The 14,609-nt window shown below is 72.0% G+C and carries 17 protein-coding genes; 9 read left to right on the top strand and 8 right to left on the bottom strand.

Annotation, left to right across the window (positions count from 1 at the left end; all coding sequences use genetic code 11):
• Positions 1 to 7: 7 nt before the first annotated feature.
• Positions 8 to 541 (bottom strand): GNAT family N-acetyltransferase, encoded by a 534-nt coding sequence (locus E8D34_RS03325; protein ID WP_136593163.1) that lies wholly within the window; start codon positions 539 to 541, stop codon positions 8 to 10.
• Between the two features lie 53 nt (positions 542 to 594).
• On the opposite strand from E8D34_RS03325, the gene E8D34_RS03320 reads away from it, so the two are divergent.
• Positions 595 to 1,605, top strand: coding sequence for an aldo/keto reductase family protein (locus E8D34_RS03320; RefSeq protein WP_136593162.1), 1,011 nt, complete (start codon positions 595 to 597; stop codon positions 1,603 to 1,605).
• A gap of 42 nt (positions 1,606 to 1,647) precedes the next feature.
• Here E8D34_RS03320 and E8D34_RS03315 read toward each other — a convergent pair whose 3' ends face one another.
• The 4 genes from E8D34_RS03315 to E8D34_RS03300 all read right to left on the bottom strand — a co-directional run bounded on the left by E8D34_RS03315 (position 1,648) and on the right by E8D34_RS03300 (position 5,167).
• A complete protein-coding gene (locus E8D34_RS03315) occupies positions 1,648 to 2,322 on the bottom strand; it encodes an EthD domain-containing protein (RefSeq protein WP_136593161.1) in 675 nt (224 codons plus the stop codon).
• Between the two features lie 49 nt (positions 2,323 to 2,371).
• Positions 2,372 to 2,956 carry a DUF3043 domain-containing protein gene (locus E8D34_RS03310; protein ID WP_136593160.1) on the bottom strand — a complete coding sequence of 195 codons (585 nt, stop codon included), beginning with the start codon at positions 2,954 to 2,956 and terminating at the stop codon, positions 2,372 to 2,374.
• Between the two features lie 64 nt (positions 2,957 to 3,020).
• The gene (nadA, locus tag E8D34_RS03305) at positions 3,021 to 4,196 is read right to left on the bottom strand and encodes a quinolinate synthase NadA (RefSeq protein WP_136593159.1); all 1,176 of its coding nucleotides are present in this window, start codon (positions 4,194 to 4,196) and stop codon (positions 3,021 to 3,023) included.
• A gap of 92 nt (positions 4,197 to 4,288) precedes the next feature.
• Positions 4,289 to 5,167 carry a GNAT family N-acetyltransferase gene (locus E8D34_RS03300; RefSeq protein WP_136593158.1) on the bottom strand — a complete coding sequence of 293 codons (879 nt, stop codon included), beginning with the start codon at positions 5,165 to 5,167 and terminating at the stop codon, positions 4,289 to 4,291.
• A 41-nt stretch (positions 5,168 to 5,208) separates the two neighbouring features.
• Here E8D34_RS03300 and E8D34_RS03295 point away from each other — a divergent pair, with 41 nt between their 5' ends.
• The 4 genes from E8D34_RS03295 to erpA all read left to right on the top strand — a co-directional run bounded on the left by E8D34_RS03295 (position 5,209) and on the right by erpA (position 8,570).
• Complete coding sequence (locus E8D34_RS03295) at positions 5,209 to 6,294, top strand: glycerate kinase (protein WP_136593157.1); 1,086 nt, start codon at positions 5,209 to 5,211, stop codon at positions 6,292 to 6,294.
• A gap of 94 nt (positions 6,295 to 6,388) precedes the next feature.
• Positions 6,389 to 6,856: a DUF4334 domain-containing protein gene (locus E8D34_RS03290; RefSeq protein ID WP_136593156.1), complete on the top strand. Its 468-nt coding sequence runs from the start codon at positions 6,389 to 6,391 to the stop codon at positions 6,854 to 6,856.
• Positions 6,857 to 6,908: 52 nt separating this feature from the next.
• Entirely contained in the window at positions 6,909 to 8,015 is a 1,107-nt protein-coding gene (locus E8D34_RS03285) for an NAD(P)-dependent alcohol dehydrogenase (RefSeq protein WP_136593155.1), read from the top strand.
• 129 nt (positions 8,016 to 8,144) lie between these two features.
• On the top strand, positions 8,145 to 8,570 hold the full coding sequence (gene erpA, locus E8D34_RS03280) for an iron-sulfur cluster insertion protein ErpA (RefSeq protein WP_240771067.1): 426 nt from the start codon (positions 8,145 to 8,147) through the stop codon (positions 8,568 to 8,570).
• A 118-nt stretch (positions 8,571 to 8,688) separates the two neighbouring features.
• Here erpA and E8D34_RS03275 read toward each other — a convergent pair whose 3' ends face one another.
• The gene (locus E8D34_RS03275; protein ID WP_136593154.1) at positions 8,689 to 8,901 is read right to left on the bottom strand and encodes a hypothetical protein; all 213 of its coding nucleotides are present in this window, start codon (positions 8,899 to 8,901) and stop codon (positions 8,689 to 8,691) included.
• 130 nt (positions 8,902 to 9,031) lie between these two features.
• Between E8D34_RS03275 and E8D34_RS03270 the strand changes: the two genes are divergently transcribed.
• On the top strand, positions 9,032 to 9,964 hold the full coding sequence (locus E8D34_RS03270) for a carbohydrate kinase family protein (RefSeq protein WP_240771095.1): 933 nt from the start codon (positions 9,032 to 9,034) through the stop codon (positions 9,962 to 9,964).
• A gap of 19 nt (positions 9,965 to 9,983) precedes the next feature.
• Here E8D34_RS03270 and E8D34_RS03265 read toward each other — a convergent pair whose 3' ends face one another.
• Both E8D34_RS03265 and E8D34_RS03260 read right to left on the bottom strand, forming a co-directional pair.
• Positions 9,984 to 10,217, bottom strand: a complete 234-nt coding sequence (locus E8D34_RS03265; RefSeq protein WP_136593152.1) for a sulfurtransferase TusA family protein — start codon at positions 10,215 to 10,217, stop codon at positions 9,984 to 9,986.
• Entirely contained in the window at positions 10,214 to 11,356 is a 1,143-nt protein-coding gene (locus E8D34_RS03260; protein WP_240771066.1) for an aminotransferase class V-fold PLP-dependent enzyme, read from the bottom strand. Before E8D34_RS03260 ends, E8D34_RS03265 begins: the two co-directional genes overlap by 4 nt.
• A 292-nt stretch (positions 11,357 to 11,648) precedes the next feature.
• Here E8D34_RS03260 and coxB point away from each other — a divergent pair, with 292 nt between their 5' ends.
• The 3 genes from coxB to E8D34_RS03245 all read left to right on the top strand — a co-directional run bounded on the left by coxB (position 11,649) and on the right by E8D34_RS03245 (position 14,553).
• Entirely contained in the window at positions 11,649 to 12,386 is a 738-nt protein-coding gene (coxB, locus tag E8D34_RS21005; RefSeq protein ID WP_136593150.1) for a cytochrome c oxidase subunit II, read from the top strand.
• A gap of 68 nt (positions 12,387 to 12,454) precedes the next feature.
• Positions 12,455 to 14,137, top strand: a complete 1,683-nt coding sequence (ctaD, locus tag E8D34_RS03250; protein ID WP_136593378.1) for a cytochrome c oxidase subunit I — start codon at positions 12,455 to 12,457, stop codon at positions 14,135 to 14,137.
• On the top strand, positions 14,137 to 14,553 hold the full coding sequence (locus E8D34_RS03245) for a cytochrome c oxidase subunit 4 (protein WP_136593149.1): 417 nt from the start codon (positions 14,137 to 14,139) through the stop codon (positions 14,551 to 14,553). Before ctaD ends, E8D34_RS03245 begins: the two co-directional genes overlap by 1 nt.
• Positions 14,554 to 14,609 lie beyond the last annotated feature (56 nt).

The raw sequence follows: 14,609 nt of genomic DNA, 5'->3' as shown, positions 1-14,609 counted from the left end.
GCGGTGCTCAGCCGATCGAGCAGTGCAGCCGCACCTGCCGGACCGAGCCGGAGCCGTGCTCGCCGGCCAACTCCCGGCTGGCACCGTCGGCGGCCCAGCCGGCGCCGGACAGGAAGGCGCGCAGGCCGTCGTCGGTGCTGTCCACCCAGCAGAGGGCGCGCTGGAACCGGTCCGCGACGAGGGTGTCGACGCAGGCCTGGAGCAGTCGTGAGCCGTGACCGTGGCCGAGGCGGTCCGGGTCGACGGTGAACTCGGCGACCTCGCCGTCGGCGGCGTCCTCGCTGTCGGGGTCGGTGGCCGGCACGGTGAGCGCGAAGCCCACCACCCGCTCGGCCTCGAGCGCGACCAGGGCCCGGTGGCGCGCCGCGGGCGGCCTGGCCAGGCTGGTGCGCCAGGCCTCCTCGAGCTCGGCGGCGACCTCGGAGCCGAACTGGCCCGCGGCGGAGGCGTAGCGGCGCTGCCAGGAGCGGAGCTGGATGCCGGCGATGCCGGCGGCGTCGGCCGGCCAGGCGACCCGGACCGAGACGTCTGCAACGACCATGTGGACCAGTGTGGCAGGGGCCACCTCACGGCGTTGTCGCTAGGGTCGTTGCCATGGAGTTTCGGAATCTCGGAGCGAGCGGCCTGAGGATCTCGGCCATCGCCTACGGCAACTGGCTCACCCACGGTTCGCAGGTCGAGGAGGACGCGGCCTCGGCCTGCGTGCGACAGGCCCTCGACGAGGGGATCACCACCTTCGACACGGCCGACGTCTACGCCAACACCGCGGCGGAGTCGGTGCTCGGCCGGGCGCTGGCCGGCGAGCGGCGCGAGGGGCTGGAGATCTTCACGAAGGTCTTCTGGCCCACCGGCCCCGGCGAGCACAACGACCACGGCCTGTCGCGCAAGCACATCATGGAGTCGATCGACGGGTCGCTGAAGCGGCTCGGCACCGACTACGTCGACCTCTACCAGGCGCATCGCTACGACCACGAGACGCCGCTGGAGGAGACGATGCTCGCCTTCGCCGACGTGGTGCGTGCCGGCAAGGCGCTCTACATCGGCGTCTCGGAGTGGCGTGCGGAGGAGATCCGCGCGGCGCACGAGCTGGCCAAGGAGCTGCGGGTGCCGCTGGTCTCCAACCAGCCGCAGTACTCGATGCTGTGGCGGGTGATCGAGTCCGAGGTCGACCCGACCTGCCGCGAGCTCGGCCTCGGCCAGGTGGTCTGGTCGCCGATCGCCCAGGGCGTGCTGACCGGCAAGTACCTGCCGGGCCAGCCGCCGCCGGCGGGCTCGCGGGCCACCGACGACAAGGGCGGCGCCGGCTTCATCGAGAAGTGGATGACCGACGACGTGCTGGAGCGCGTCCAGCGCCTCAAGCCGATCGCCGAGGGCGTGGACCTGTCGCTGGCCCAGCTGGCGGTGGCGTGGGTGCTGCAGAACCAGAACGTCTCCTGCGCGATCATCGGCGCCAGCCGACCCGAGCAGGTCACCGAGAACGTCAAGGCCGCCGGCGTGACGCTGGGCGACGACGTGCTGTCGGCGATCGACGAGGTGCTCGGCGACGCGGTGATCACCGACCCCGCGCTGACGGTGTCGCCGCGCCGCTCCGAGGTGCTCGGCTGAGACTCTCCGCGAGTCGGCAGGGACAACCTGCCGGCTCGCGGGTCAGAGCGTGAACCGGTAGCGGCTGGTCGGCACCAGGTCCAGGCCGGTGTCGGCGCCGAACCGCGCGCAGCTCTCCATCAGGGTCGCGAACCTGCGCCGCAGCTCGGCCTCGTCACCGTCGCTGCCGTAGAAGGCGTGCTGGTCGGTGATCGCGTCCATCGGGAACAGCTCCTCGACGATGCCGGCGACCGGCGGCGCCCCCGGTGTCAACGCCTCCAGCACCGGGTTCTGGACGTACCCGAAGGTGCCCTGCGTCGCGATCGCCACCGGCGTGTGCCGCTCCAGCCAGTCGGCCAGCCACTCCGCGCGCGGCATCGCGTCCGGGCGGCGCAGGAACGCGACGTTGGCCAGGGCGTCGGTGCGGTCGCCGTCCGCGACCTCCGGCCCCGGGAGGGGGCGACGCTCCTCGACCGACCAGCCGTCCGCGCTCGGGTCGAGCCGCCGTACGACGTCGACGATCGGTCCGGCGACCGTCTCGTCGGCCCACACGCTGACCACGGCGGTGATCCGCGCCCCGGGCCCGAACCGCATCGCCGGCGCCACGTCGGCGTCGTCGAGGTTCACCTGGAGCCGGGTCGCCCCGGCCGCGGCGAGCGCCGCGCGGAACCCGGGGCCGAGCAGCTCGGCGTCGAGGCCGGTGGACGGGTCGCGATGCAGGGCCAGGATGCACTTCACCCCGGCACGCTAGTGCGTGCCGGGGTGAAGCGAGAGGTGCTTGGTCCGCTCAGCGGTAGTCCTCGGGCAGGTCCTGCCCGATCTTCACCCGCGCCTTCGGCATCCGCATGAACTTCATCTGCATGGCGCGGGTCAGGGCGTAGTAGGTGGTGCCCTTCAGCGGCTCGTCGGGGAACCGGCGGGCCAGCTGGCGGCGCAGCTTGAAGCGCAGCAGGAACAGCTCGATGACGATCGCGGCCAGCGTCACCATCAGGATCAGCGAGCTGGCGCTCATCAGCGCCGGGTTGCCGGTGTAGCCGAGCACCATCGACAGGATGAGCAGCGGGATCATCAGCTCGATGACGGAGAACCGGACGTCGACGAAGTCCCGGATGAACCGGCGGACGGGGCCCTTGTCGCGCTGCAGGAAGTAGCGCTCGTCGCCGGTCTTCATCGCCTCGCGGACCTTCGCGCTCCGCTCGGCGCGGGCGGCGCGGTCGCGCTTGGCCAGCTCCTTGCGGTCCCGCGGGGCGCGAGCGCGCGCCTTGGCAGCCGCCTCCGCCTCCTTGCGGGTCGGCGTGGGCCGTCCCTTGCCGCCCTCCTTGGTGGCGGTCGGCGCGGTGGCGACGGGCTCGGACTTGGTCCGCTTGAACATCGGCTCTGTTTCCCTCGGGTGGTGCGGTGGGTACGTCGGTTGGCGGGCTGCGGTCGGTCGCGGGTCAGTCGCGCGCGGTCCTGCCGGGCAGGTCGAGCATCCGCTGCAGCGCGACCAGGGCCTCGGCCTCGGTCTTCTCGTCGACCTCGATCCGGTTGACGACGACGCCGTTGACCAGGTTCTCCAGCGCCCACACGAAGTGGGGCAGGTCGATCCGGTTCATCGTCGAGCAGTAGCAGACGTTGCGGTCCAAGAACATGATGTTCTTGTCCGGGTGCGCGTTCGCGAGCCGCTGCACGAGGTTCAGCTCGGTGCCGATCGCCCAGCTCGAGCCGGCCGGCGCGGCCTCGATGGTCTTGATGATGAACTCGGTGGAGCCGACCAGGTCGGCCTTGACCACGACCTCGTGCTGGCACTCGGGGTGGACGAGCACGTTGAGGTCGGGGACCTTGGCGCGCAGCTCGTCGATGACGTCCGGGGAGAACCGGCCGTGGACCGAGCAGTGGCCCTTCCACAGGATCATCTTCGCGTCGGCGAGCTCCTCGGCGCTCAGGCCGCCGCCCGGCTTCAGCGGGTTCCACACCACGCAGTCGTCGAGGTCGAGGCCCAGCTGCAGGACGGCGGTGTTGCGGCCCAGGTGCTGGTCGGGCAGGAAGAGCACCTTGGTGTCGGGGCCGTGCTGCTCGAAGGCCCACTCCAGGGCGACCTCGGCGTTGGAGGAGGTGCAGACCACGCCGCCGTTGCGGCCGCAGAACGCCTTGATGTCGGCGCTGGAGTTCATGTAGGTGACCGGGACGACCTTGTCCTGGACGCCGGCCTCCGCCAGCGCCTCCCAGGCGCGCTCGACCTGGGCCAGGCGGGCCATGTCGGCCATGGAGCAGCCGGCGGCCAGGTCCGGCAGGATCACCTGCTGGTCGGGCGTGGTCAGGATGTCGGCCGACTCGGCCATGAAGTGCACGCCGCAGAAGACGATGTACTCCGCCTCGGGGCGGGCCGCGGCGTCGCGGGCCAGCTTGAAGGAGTCGCCGGTGACGTCGGCGAACCGGATCACCTCGTCGCGCTGGTAGTGATGGCCCAGCACGAACAGCTTCTCGCCCAGCGCGGCCTTCGCGGCCTCGGCGCGGGCGACCAGGTCGGGGTCCGAGGCCGGCGGCAGGTCGCCCGGGCACTCCACGCCGCGCTCGGAGAGCGGGTCGGTGCCTCGGCCCAGCGGCAGCAGCGGGAGGTCCACGGTCGTCATGACCTGGATTCTAGGCCGCGGCCCCGCCACCACCCGATTCGGTGTCCTTCATCACGGGCGCCCCCCGCCTCCGGGCGACCGGTGCGCTCGGCTCAGAGCAGCGCACCGTCGTGCAGGTACGGCGACGGGGGCGCCATGCCGGCCACGCCGAGGAAGCCCGACTGGTACGGCGCCAGCCCGGCGTCCAGCCCGACCCGGACGGCCCACTGGTTGGCGTCGGTGACGTGCCCGATCTCGAAGGTGCCCTCGGCCCCGGCCAGGCAGGCCAGCAGCAGGGTTCGGGCCCGGTCGACGTCGGTCGCCGCGAGCAGTGCGACGCCGCCGGGCGAGGCGTAGGCGTAGCCGCCCCGGTCGTCGAGGACCACCAGGTCGCCGCGCTCGGCCAGGCTGACGTGGTCCCCGGCGTGCGCCCCACCCCGGTGGTGGCGGTCCACGTCGTCCATCCAGGGCCGGTCCGCCGCCGTGCCCGGACGCACGCCGGCCACCCGCGGCAGTCGATCCCGGTCGACCTCGCCGGAGAGGTGCACCTGCGGGTGCAGTGCGAACCCCGCGCGGTGGTAGCGGCGCAGCGCCCGCGGGTCGGTCGAGGCCGAGACCATCCGACGTGAGCAGCCCTCGGCGTGCGTGAGCGCCGCGGCCAGGAGCGCCGCGCCGATCCCGGCTCCCTGGCGGCCCGGCGCCACCGCGTAGGAGGCCAGGCACCACACGTCCTCGCGGCGCAGGCTCGTCGCCAGGCCGAGCAGCCCGTTCTCGTCCTCGGCGACCCAGGTGCCGCCGGGGTCGGACTCCACCAGTCGCGTCGTGCGGGTGATCCAGGTCGCCGAGCGCTCCGGCGTACGGCGGCTCGGTGCCGGCAAGGACGGCGGGGTCGTGGCCAGGTCCAGCGCGTAGAACGCGTCGTCGCAGACCCGCTCCGCGGCGGGCACGTCCGCGGCGCGCATCGGACGGATCCGCGCCGGTGCTGTCTGCATGGCGCCAACCTAGTGACTCCCGGTGGCGTCAGGATGGGCCCATGCGCGTGCTCGTGGCCCCCGACAAGTTCGCCGGCACCCTGACCGCGGTCGAGGCCGCGCAGGCGATCGCGACGGGGTGGCGACGCCACGCCCCGGGCGACCAGCTGGACCTGGCCCCGATGTCGGACGGCGGGCCGGGCTTCCTCGACGTCCTGCACGCGGCCCGCGGCGGCGACCTGCTGGCGGCGACCGTCCCGGGGCCGGTCGGCGCGCCGGTGCCGGCTGCCGTGCTGATGGCCGGGGGGACCGCGTACGTCGAGGCCGCCCAGGCATGCGGGGTGCACCTGACCGGGGGCCGGGGCGGCGCGGAGGCGACGTCGGCGGGCGTGGGCGATCTGGTCGCCGCCGCCGTCGACGCCGGCGCGCGGCGGATCGTGGTCGGCCTGGGGGGCTCGGGCACCAACGACGGCGGCGCGGGACTGCTCGGCGCGCTCGGCGCCACCGCCGACCGCCCGTTGGACCGCGGCGGCGCGGCGCTGGAGGGGGTCACGACCGTCGACCTGGCACCCGCGCGGCGCCTGACCGCCGGCGTGGAGCTGGTGATCGCCACCGACGTGGACTCGCCCCTGACCGGCCTCTTCGGCGCCACGAAGACGTTCGGGCCGCAGAAGGGCGTCGCGGAGGCCGACCTTCCGCACCTGGATGCCGTGCTGGAGGGCTTCGCCGCCGCCACCGACCGCCGGACCGCGCTGGAGGCGGGCGCCGGGGCGGCCGGCGGGCTGGGACATGCGCTGATGCTGCTCGGCGCCACCCGCGTGCCCGGCGTGGAGTACGTCGCCGAGGCGGTCGGCCTCGCCGGCCGGGCCCGCGCGGCGGACCTGGTGGTGACCGGGGAGGGCGCCTTCGACTTCAGCAGCCGCGCCGGCAAGGTGCCCTACGGTGTGGCCGCGCTCGCCTCCGCGGCGCTGCGTCCCTGCGTGGCCATCGCCGGGCGGGTGCTGGTCGGCTCGAGGGAGATGCGGGCGCTCGGCATGGACGCCGCCTACGCGCTGGTCGACCTGGTGGGGGAGGAGCGCGCCCTGGCCGATCCGTCCGGCGCGCTGGCGGACACCGCCGAGCGGGTCGCGCGGACCTGGAGCCGCTGAGGGCCCCGGCCCGAGCCCCGGCCCGAGGGCCGGTGCCGTCCCCTTCCGCAAGATCCCTGGCGGTCGCCCAGAACCTGTTCTAGATTCGGCCGCCATGGACGCCCGTACCGAGTTCGAGAGGCTCCGCTCCGCCGAGACGGTCGATCCCGCGGAGGTGGAGGCCCTCTGGGGCGAGCTCCCGACCGTGGAGGTGGCCGACATCCTCGGCCCGTGGCGCGGCGGGGACTTCGCGTGCGGCCACCCGGCCAGCCGGTTGCTGTCGAAGCTGGCCTGGCACGGCAAGGACTTCACCGACCCGATGGCCGCGAAGCCGCTGATCTGTCGCGGCGCCGACGGCGCACTGCAGTCGAACACCGACGCGGCCGGCGGCGGCGAGGCATCGCTGTGGGACGTGTCGTTCCGCGGCGAGGTCACCGCGACGATGGTCTACGACCGGATGCCGGTCCTCGACCACTTCAAGTCGGTCGACGCGGACACGCTGATCGGCGTGATGAACGGAAAGCTGGCGCCGTACTTCGGCGTGCCGGACCTGTACTGGTTCTGGCTGGAGCGGGACCGGTGAGGCGCGGGCGCGACCCGCGGCCGGCGGCCCGAGCACACCGAGAGGAATGTCGATGAGGACGACCGTTGCGCTGATCGAGGAGCCGGGTGGGGAGTTCACGCTCTCCGAGGTGGAGCTCGAGGAGCCGCGCCCGGACGAGGTGCTGGTGCGGATCGTGGCCACCGGCGTGTGCCACACCGACCTGACCGTGCCGACGATGCTGCCGGCGGAGATGTTCCCGACGGTGATGGGGCACGAGGGCACCGGCGTCGTGGAGGCCGTCGGCGCCCAGGTCGCCGGGATCGAGGTCGGTGACCACGTCGTCCTCTCGTTCCGCTCCTGCCGGGCCTGCGGTCCGTGCCTCGACGGCGACGTCGGCTACTGCGAGCAGTCGCTGCTGCTCAACTACATGGGGATGCGCGGCGACGGCTCGACCACGATGCGCCGCGGTGAGCAGACCGTCTTCGGCTCCTTCTTCGGCCAGTCCAGCCTGGCCCGGCACGCCCTGGCCTACGCCGACAACTGCGTCGTCGTGGACAAGGAGCTCGACCTGACCCGGCTGGCCCCGTTCGCCTGCGGCTTCCAGACCGGTGCCGGCACCGTGCTCAACCTGCTGCAGCCCGGGCCGGAGGACAGCCTGGTCGTCTTCGGTGCCGGCGCGGTCGGTCTGGCCGCGATCGCCGCCGCTGCGGGCGCCGGGGTCGGGACGATCGTCGCCGTCGATCCGAACGCCGACCGGCGTGCGATCGCCGAGGGCTACGGTGCGTTCGCCGTCGACCCGACCGACGCCGGCGCCGACGACGCGCCCAGCGTCGAGGACCAGGTGAAGGCGCACACCGGGGGCGGGGCGCGCTACGCGATCGACACCACCGCGATCCCCGCGGTGGTGCTCCAGGCGCAGCGGTCGCTGCGGCCGCAGGGGACGCTGGTGGCGCTGGGCCTCGGACCGGCGGAGTACACGATCGACGCGCTGGACCTGCTCCAGTCGGGCAAGACGATCCGGTCCTCGATCGAGGGCGAGTCGGACCCGCTGGTCACGATCCCGGAGCTGATCGCGCTGCGCGAGGCGGGGAAGCTCGACGTCGACCCGCTGGTGACCACCTACCCGTTCGACCGGATCGCCGACGCGATCGCGGACGCCGCGGCGGGGAAGGTGATCAAGCCGGTCCTGGTCTGGTGACCGCGGGCCGCTCGGTCGGCAGGTCCGGTCGGGGCGTTCGATCACGGGGAATATCCCGGGGTGTGTCACCATTGAACCTGCGGGCGGCCCGCGAGGTGCCGCCGACGACAACGACTTGCGGGAGTGAGTATGAGCGACGGATGCGGCTGCGGTAGCGGCCACGGTCACGGTCACGAGACCGCCGGCGCGACCCAGACGGTCGCCGCCCCGGTGATCACGGACCGCCGTGAGGACCAGATCAACCTCAGCCCGGTGGCTGCGACCAAGGTGAAGAGCCTGCTCGAGCAGGAGGGCCGCGACGACCTGTCCCTGCGGATCTCCGTGCAGCCCGGCGGCTGCTCCGGCCTGCGCTACCAGCTCTTCTTCGACGAGCGCAGCCTCGACGGCGACGTCGTCACCGACTTCGACGGTGTGGCCGTCGTCGTCGACCGGATGAGCGTTCCCTACCTCAACGGCGCGGTGATCGACTTCGTCGACACGATCGAGAAGCAGGGCTTCACGATCGACAACCCCAACGCGACCGGCTCCTGCGCCTGCGGCGACTCGTTCCACTGAGTCCTCCGCGGCGCGTCACGCGCTGAGCAGAAGGCCACCCCGGGTCTCCGGGGTGGCCTTCTGGCGTTCGGGGTCGGATGTCGGCGGACCTGCCTCGGCGGAGCTGGCCCGGCCGACCTCAGTCGAGGTGGAGCTCCAAGGCGTTGGCGAGGCGCTGGGCCGCCTCGTCGATGCGGATCTCCCGCTTGCGGACCTCGCGCGGGTACTCGTCGAAGTGGATGCTGGGTGCGGGGCGGACCATCCGGACCTCGGCCTGGGCGAGCCGGCGGTGGACCGCCTCGCAGTCGGCGCGGAGGTCGGAGGGAGCCTGGATCTCCTCGTACGGCGTCATGCTGTCGACGCTAGGCGTTACTCCGGCGTACACCCACCGGTACCGATCGGTAGTGTGGGTCGACGTGACTCCCGCACCAGACGCCTCGGGCTCGCTGCTCATCGCCGGCTCCATCGCCACCGACCACCTGATGACGTTCGGGGGACGGTTCTCCGACTCGCTCGTGGTCGACCAGCTGGACAAGCTGTCGGTCTCGTTCCTCGTCGAGGACCTCGAGATCCGGCGCGGCGGGGTGGCGCCGAACATGTGCTTCGGCCTCGGCCGGCTGGGCCTGCGGCCGGTGCTGGTCGGTGCGGCGGGGGAGGACTTCGCCGACTACCGCTCCTGGTTGGAGCGGCACGGCGTCGACTGCGAGTCGGTGCACATCTCCGAGAGCAAGCACACCGCCCGGTTCGTGTGCACCACCGACACCACGATGGCGCAGTTCGCGTCGTTCTACCCCGGCGCGATGAGCGAGGCCCGGCTGATCGAGCTGGCCCCGATCGTGGCTCGGGTGGGTGACCCGGCCTACGTGCTGATCGGGGCCGACGACCCCGACGCGATGCGCCGCCACACCGAGGAGTGCCGCCAGCGCGGCTACCGCTTCATCGCCGACTGCTCCCAGCAGCTCGCGTTCGGCGACGGGGAGCTGATCCGGGACCTGATCGACGGTGCCGCGCTGCTGTTCTCGAACGAGTACGAGTCGCACGTGATCGAGAAGAAGACCGGCTGGACCGAGGACGAGATCCTCGACCGGGTCGGCTTCCAGGTCACCACGCTGGGCAAGGACGGCGTCCGGGTCCGTGACCGCCACGGCCTGCTGATCGAGGTGCCGGCCGCCAAGGACGTCGGGGCGGTCGAGCCCACCGGGGTCGGCGATGCCTTCCGCGCCGGCTTCCTGGCCGCGCTGGCCTGGGGCGTCACGCTCGAGCGGGCCTGCGAGGTCGGCTGCGTGCTCGCCGCCTACGTGGTCGAGACCGTGGGCACCCAGGAGTACGACTTCACCCACGGGGAGTTCCTCGAGCGCGTCCGCGACTCCTACGGCGACGAGGCGGCCGACGACGTCGCCCCGTACCTCGTCTGAGGGCCGACGCCCCGCGCGGTCAGGAGAGCCGCCGTACGACGTAGCGCGGCGTCCCGTCCTCGGCGGTCTCCTCGCCGACGTACTCCTGGCCGCGCATCCGGCACCAAGCCGGCACGTCGTGGCGCGCCGCCGGGTCGCGCGCGAGCACCGCGAGCGTCTCGCCGACCGCGACGTCGGGCAGCGCTCGGGCCAGCTCGATGATCGGCCGCGGGCAGGGGAGGTCCCGGCAGTCGAGCTCGACCGGGGCGCTCACAGGAGTCCCTCGCGGAGCCGGCTGACCGTGGCGGTGAGCGCGCGGCAGAAGGCGTCGACCTGCTCGGCGGTGGTCTCGCGGGTGAGCGAGACCCGGACGTTGCCGTGGGTCAGCGCCCCGATCGCGGCGAGCACGTGGCTCGGCTCCAGCGTGGAGGCGGTGCACGCCGAGCCGCTGGCCACGCCGAAGCCCTGCCGGTCCAGCTCGGTGACCAGCTCGTCGCCGGCCAGGTAGAGGCAGGAGAAGGTGACCAGGTGGGGCAGGCGGTCCTCGGGGTCGCCGACCACCTCGGTGTCGGGCAGCGCCGACGCGGCGGTCCGGATCCGGTCCACGAGTGCGTGCTGGCGCCGCGACACCTCCGCCTCCTCGGCCAGCGTCGCCTGCAGCGCCGCTGCCGCGGCCAGCGCCGCCGGCACGTTCGGGAAGCCGTCCGGTTCGGGTCGGTCCTCGCCGGGGAACGGGTTGTGCCACCGGGTGCCGTGGCGCAGCGCCAGCACGCCCACGCCGGCCGGGCCGCCCCAGGTGTGCGCCGACGCGGTGAGCGCGTCCCAGCGCCGCGGCAGCGGGCCGTGCCCGAGGGCAGCGGCCGCGTCCACGAGCAGCGGTACGCCGACGGGCAGGTCGAGGTCGTCGACGGGCTGGCGGGTGCCGATCTCCTGGTTGGCGGCCTGCACCGCGACCGCTGCCGTGCCGGGGCGCCGCGCTGCCTCGGCGACGTCGGCCGGGGCGACCCGGCCGTGCCCGTCGACCGGGAGGGCGACGTGGGCGCCGGGGCGCCAGGCGACCGCGTGCAGCACCGAGGAGTGCTCGACGGTGGTGTGCGCGATGCCGTCCCGCGTGCTGGCCTCGACCAGGCCGAGCAGGCCGCGCTGCACGGCCTCGGTGCCGGACGCCGTGAACGCGACCTCGTCGGGGCGGATCCCGAGGCACTCGGCCACCACCGCGCGCGCGTTGTCCAGCAGGAGACGGGCGTCGCGCCCGGTGCGGTGCAGCCGGCGGGGGTCGCCGTACCCGCGCTCGAGTGCCGCGGTCAGCACGTCCCGCGCCGCCGGGTGGAGGGCGGTCGAGGAGGCGGCGTCGAGGTAGACCGCGGCGGTCGCTTCGCCGTGGCTCCCTCCAGGGGTCGGGGCGCTGTGCACACCACAGACCCTAGGATGTCGCTTCAGAAGACTCGGGCCCGACCACGGTGCGACCCGGTGCGACCCCGGGAGCCTCTCGCGGGACCACCCCGGGGGGCGCCGAATCTCAGGCTCCGCTAAGGTTTTCGTCAGATCTGACCCTCGAGAGGAAGGCTCGTTCGTGGGCTTGTGGCATCCCGAGCGCACGCGGGGTCGGCGCACTCTGCGTCGGACGCTCCCGTTCGCCGGTTTCGCTGTACTCGCGCTCGCACTCTCCGGCTGCGCCACCGACACCCAGTGGGAGCGGTTCGGCATGCCGGAGATCAAGTCCGAGCAGGGCGAGCACATCCTGTCCCTGTGGCAGGGGGCCTGGATCGCGGCGCTGATCACCGGTGTGGTCACCTGGGCGCTGATCCTGGGTCCGCTGTTCTGGTTCCGCCGTCGCAGTGACGACGAGGTCCCCGTCCAGACCCGGTACAACCTGCCGGTGGAGATCTTCTACACGATCTTCCCGATCATCATGGTGATCGCGTTCTTCTCGCACACCGTGCGGGTGCAGAACATCGCTACCGAGCTGGTCGACGACCCCGACGTCGTCGTGGACGTGGTCGGCCAGAAGTGGTCGTGGACGTTCAACCACCCCTACGAGGACGGGTACGTCTTCGTCTCGGGCACCGGTGAGGACATCCCGACGCTGGTCATCCCGGTCGACGAGACGGTCCAGTTCGACCTCTACAGCCCCGACGTGATCCACAACTTCGGCATCCCCGCCTTCGCGATGCGGATGGACGTCATCCCCGGCGAGAACAACGCCTACCAGGTGACGCCGACCGAGGTCGGCGAGTACGTCGGCAAGTGCTACGAGCTGTGCGGCGCCTACCACTCGCGGATGCTGTTCAACGTCGAGGTCGTCACCCCCGAGGACTACGACGCGTACCTCGCCGAGCTGGCCCAGGATCCCGACCACGTCGCCGACGAGCCGGTGCTCGGCGGCGCCTACTCCACCCAGCCGTACCTCAACGGCCTCGACACCGAGGGAGAGCACTCGTGACCGCCACCGCAGCACGTTCCGCGGAGCTCACGGAGCGCAAGCCCCTGGGCAAGCTCCTGGTGCGGGCGATGACCACGACCGATCACAAGCTGATCGGCAACCTGTACTTCATCACCGCGCTGTTCTGGTTCGTGGTCGGCGGCGTGATGGCGCTGCTGATCCGCTCCGAGCTGGCCTACCCGGGTAGCCAGCTGGTCAACGAGGAGCTGTACAACCAGCTCTTCACCATGCACGGCACGATCATGCTGCTGCTGTTCGCGACGCCGCTGTTCTTCGGCTTCGGCAACGCGATCATGCCGCTGCAGATCGGTGCGCCCGACGTCGCGTTCCCGCGCCTGAACATGTTCAGCTACTGGCTGTACCTGTTCGGTGGACTGATCGCCGCCGCCGGCTTCCTCACCCCGCAGGGCGCGGCCTCCTTCGGCTGGTTCGCCTACACCCCGCTGTCGGACTCGGTGAACAGCCCCGGCGTCGGCGGTGACCTGTGGATCATGGGTCTGTGGATGGGTGGTCTGGGCACCATCCTGGGTGCGGTCAACTTCATCACCACGATCATCTGCATGCGCGCCCCCGGCATGACCATGTTCCGGATGCCGATCTTCGTGTGGACCGTGCTGATCACCGGCATCCTGGTGCTCATCGCGTTCCCGATCCTGGCCGGCGCGCTGCTCTCGCTCGAGGCCGACCGCGCCATCGGCGCCCACGTGTTCGACACCTCGCACGGCGGGGCGATCCTGTGGCAGCACCTGTTCTGGTTCTTCGGTCACCCCGAGGTGTACATCATCGCGCTGCCGTTCTTCGGCATCGTCTCCGAGATCCTGCCGGTCTTCAGCCGCAAGCCGATCTTCGGCTACGTCGGCCTGGTCGCCGCGACGCTCGGCATCGCGATCCTCTCGGTCGCGGTGTGGGCGCACCACATGTTCGTCACGGGTGCGGTCAACCTGCCGTTCTTCTCCGGCATGACGTTCCTGATCGCGGTCCCGACCGGTGTGAAGTTCTTCAACTGGATCGGCACGATGTGGGGCGGCTCGATCCGCCTGGACACCCCGATGCTGTGGTCGATCGGCTTCCTCACGACGTTCCTGTTCGGTGGTCTGACCGGCATCATCCTGGCCAGCCCGCCGCTCGACTTCCACGTCTCGGACTCCTACTTCGTGGTGGCCCACTTCCACTACACGGTGTTCGGCACGGTCGTGTTCGCGATGTTCGCCGGCTTCTACTTCTGGTGGCCCAAGTTCACCGGTCGGATGCTGGACGAGCGCCTCGGCAAGATCCACTTCTGGCTGCTGTTCATCGGCTTCCACACCACCTTCCTGGTGCAGCACTGGCTGGGCATCGAGGGCATGCCGCGTCGGTACGCCGACTACCTGCCCGGCGACGGCTTCACCGCGCTGAACCAGCTCTCCACCATCGGCTCGTTCGTCCTGGCCACCTCGATGCTCCCGTTCTTCTACAACGTGTGGGCGTCGCGGAAGTCGCCGCTGGTCAACACCGACGACCCGTGGGGCTGGGGACGGTCCCTGGAGTGGGCGACCAGCTGCCCGCCGCCGCGTCACAACTTCCACTCGATCCCGCGGATCCGGTCGGAGTCGCCGGCGTTCGACCTGCACCACCCCGAGATCGCCGCGATCGAGATGGACGACAACCCCGCCGAGTTCGCCACCTCGGGCGCCCCGGCCGACCTCCCGGACACGGAGGGTCGCGCCGCGCACCTGAGCGAGCAGGCCGAGAAGAAGGATGGTGACGCCTGATGAAGGTCGAAGCCTGGATCTTCGGGATGACCACGATCTTCCTGGTCCTGGTCGCCCCCGCCTACTGGTTCGTCACGGACGCCGGCTCCACCGGCGCCGACTGGACCGGCACCTCGGCGCTGGCGATGACCGCCCTCCTGGGCGCGATGGTCACCCTCTACCTGGGATTCCACGCCAAGCGGATGGACGCCCGGCCGGAGGACCGCAAGGACGGCGAGATCGCGGACGGCGCCGGCGAGCTCGGCTTCTTCCCGCCGTACTCCTGGTGGCCGCTGTGGTGCGCCGCCACGCTGGGCATCATCGTCTTCGCCCTGGCGATGCTGGCCTGGTGGCTGTTCATCATCGGCCTCGCGCTCGGCACGCTGGCGCTGGCCGGTTGGATCTTCGAGTACTACCGGGGTGAGCACGCCCACTGAGGCGTGCCCGCTCCACCGGCCGAGGCCGCCCCGCACGGGGCGGCCTCGGTTGCTTT

It is taken from the genome of Nocardioides sp. GY 10113 (genome assembly GCF_004919105.1).
Taxonomy (GTDB): Bacteria; Actinomycetota; Actinomycetes; order Propionibacteriales; family Nocardioidaceae; genus Nocardioides.
This window is presented reverse-complemented; position numbering and strand designations above follow the sequence as displayed.

Coding starts and splice junctions, on each gene's coding strand:
- E8D34_RS03325 (WP_136593163.1), bottom strand. CDS start 541: ATGGTCGTTGCAGACGTCTCGGTCCGGGTCGCCTGGCCGGCCGACGCC.
- E8D34_RS03320 (WP_136593162.1), top strand. CDS start 595: ATGGAGTTTCGGAATCTCGGAGCGAGCGGCCTGAGGATCTCGGCCATC.
- E8D34_RS03290 (WP_136593156.1), top strand. CDS start 6,389: ATGGACGCCCGTACCGAGTTCGAGAGGCTCCGCTCCGCCGAGACGGTC.
- E8D34_RS03245 (WP_136593149.1), top strand. CDS start 14,137: ATGAAGGTCGAAGCCTGGATCTTCGGGATGACCACGATCTTCCTGGTC.
- E8D34_RS03295 (WP_136593157.1), top strand. CDS start 5,209: ATGCGCGTGCTCGTGGCCCCCGACAAGTTCGCCGGCACCCTGACCGCG.
- erpA (WP_240771067.1), top strand. CDS start 8,145: ATGAGCGACGGATGCGGCTGCGGTAGCGGCCACGGTCACGGTCACGAG.
- coxB (WP_136593150.1), top strand. CDS start 11,649: ATGCCGGAGATCAAGTCCGAGCAGGGCGAGCACATCCTGTCCCTGTGG.
- ctaD (WP_136593378.1), top strand. CDS start 12,455: ATGACCACGACCGATCACAAGCTGATCGGCAACCTGTACTTCATCACC.
- E8D34_RS03285 (WP_136593155.1), top strand. CDS start 6,909: ATGAGGACGACCGTTGCGCTGATCGAGGAGCCGGGTGGGGAGTTCACG.
- E8D34_RS03300 (WP_136593158.1), bottom strand. CDS start 5,167: ATGCAGACAGCACCGGCGCGGATCCGTCCGATGCGCGCCGCGGACGTG.
- E8D34_RS03270 (WP_240771095.1), top strand. CDS start 9,032: ATGACGTTCGGGGGACGGTTCTCCGACTCGCTCGTGGTCGACCAGCTG.
- E8D34_RS03275 (WP_136593154.1), bottom strand. CDS start 8,901: ATGACGCCGTACGAGGAGATCCAGGCTCCCTCCGACCTCCGCGCCGAC.
- E8D34_RS03310 (WP_136593160.1), bottom strand. CDS start 2,956: ATGTTCAAGCGGACCAAGTCCGAGCCCGTCGCCACCGCGCCGACCGCC.
- nadA (WP_136593159.1), bottom strand. CDS start 4,196: ATGACGACCGTGGACCTCCCGCTGCTGCCGCTGGGCCGAGGCACCGAC.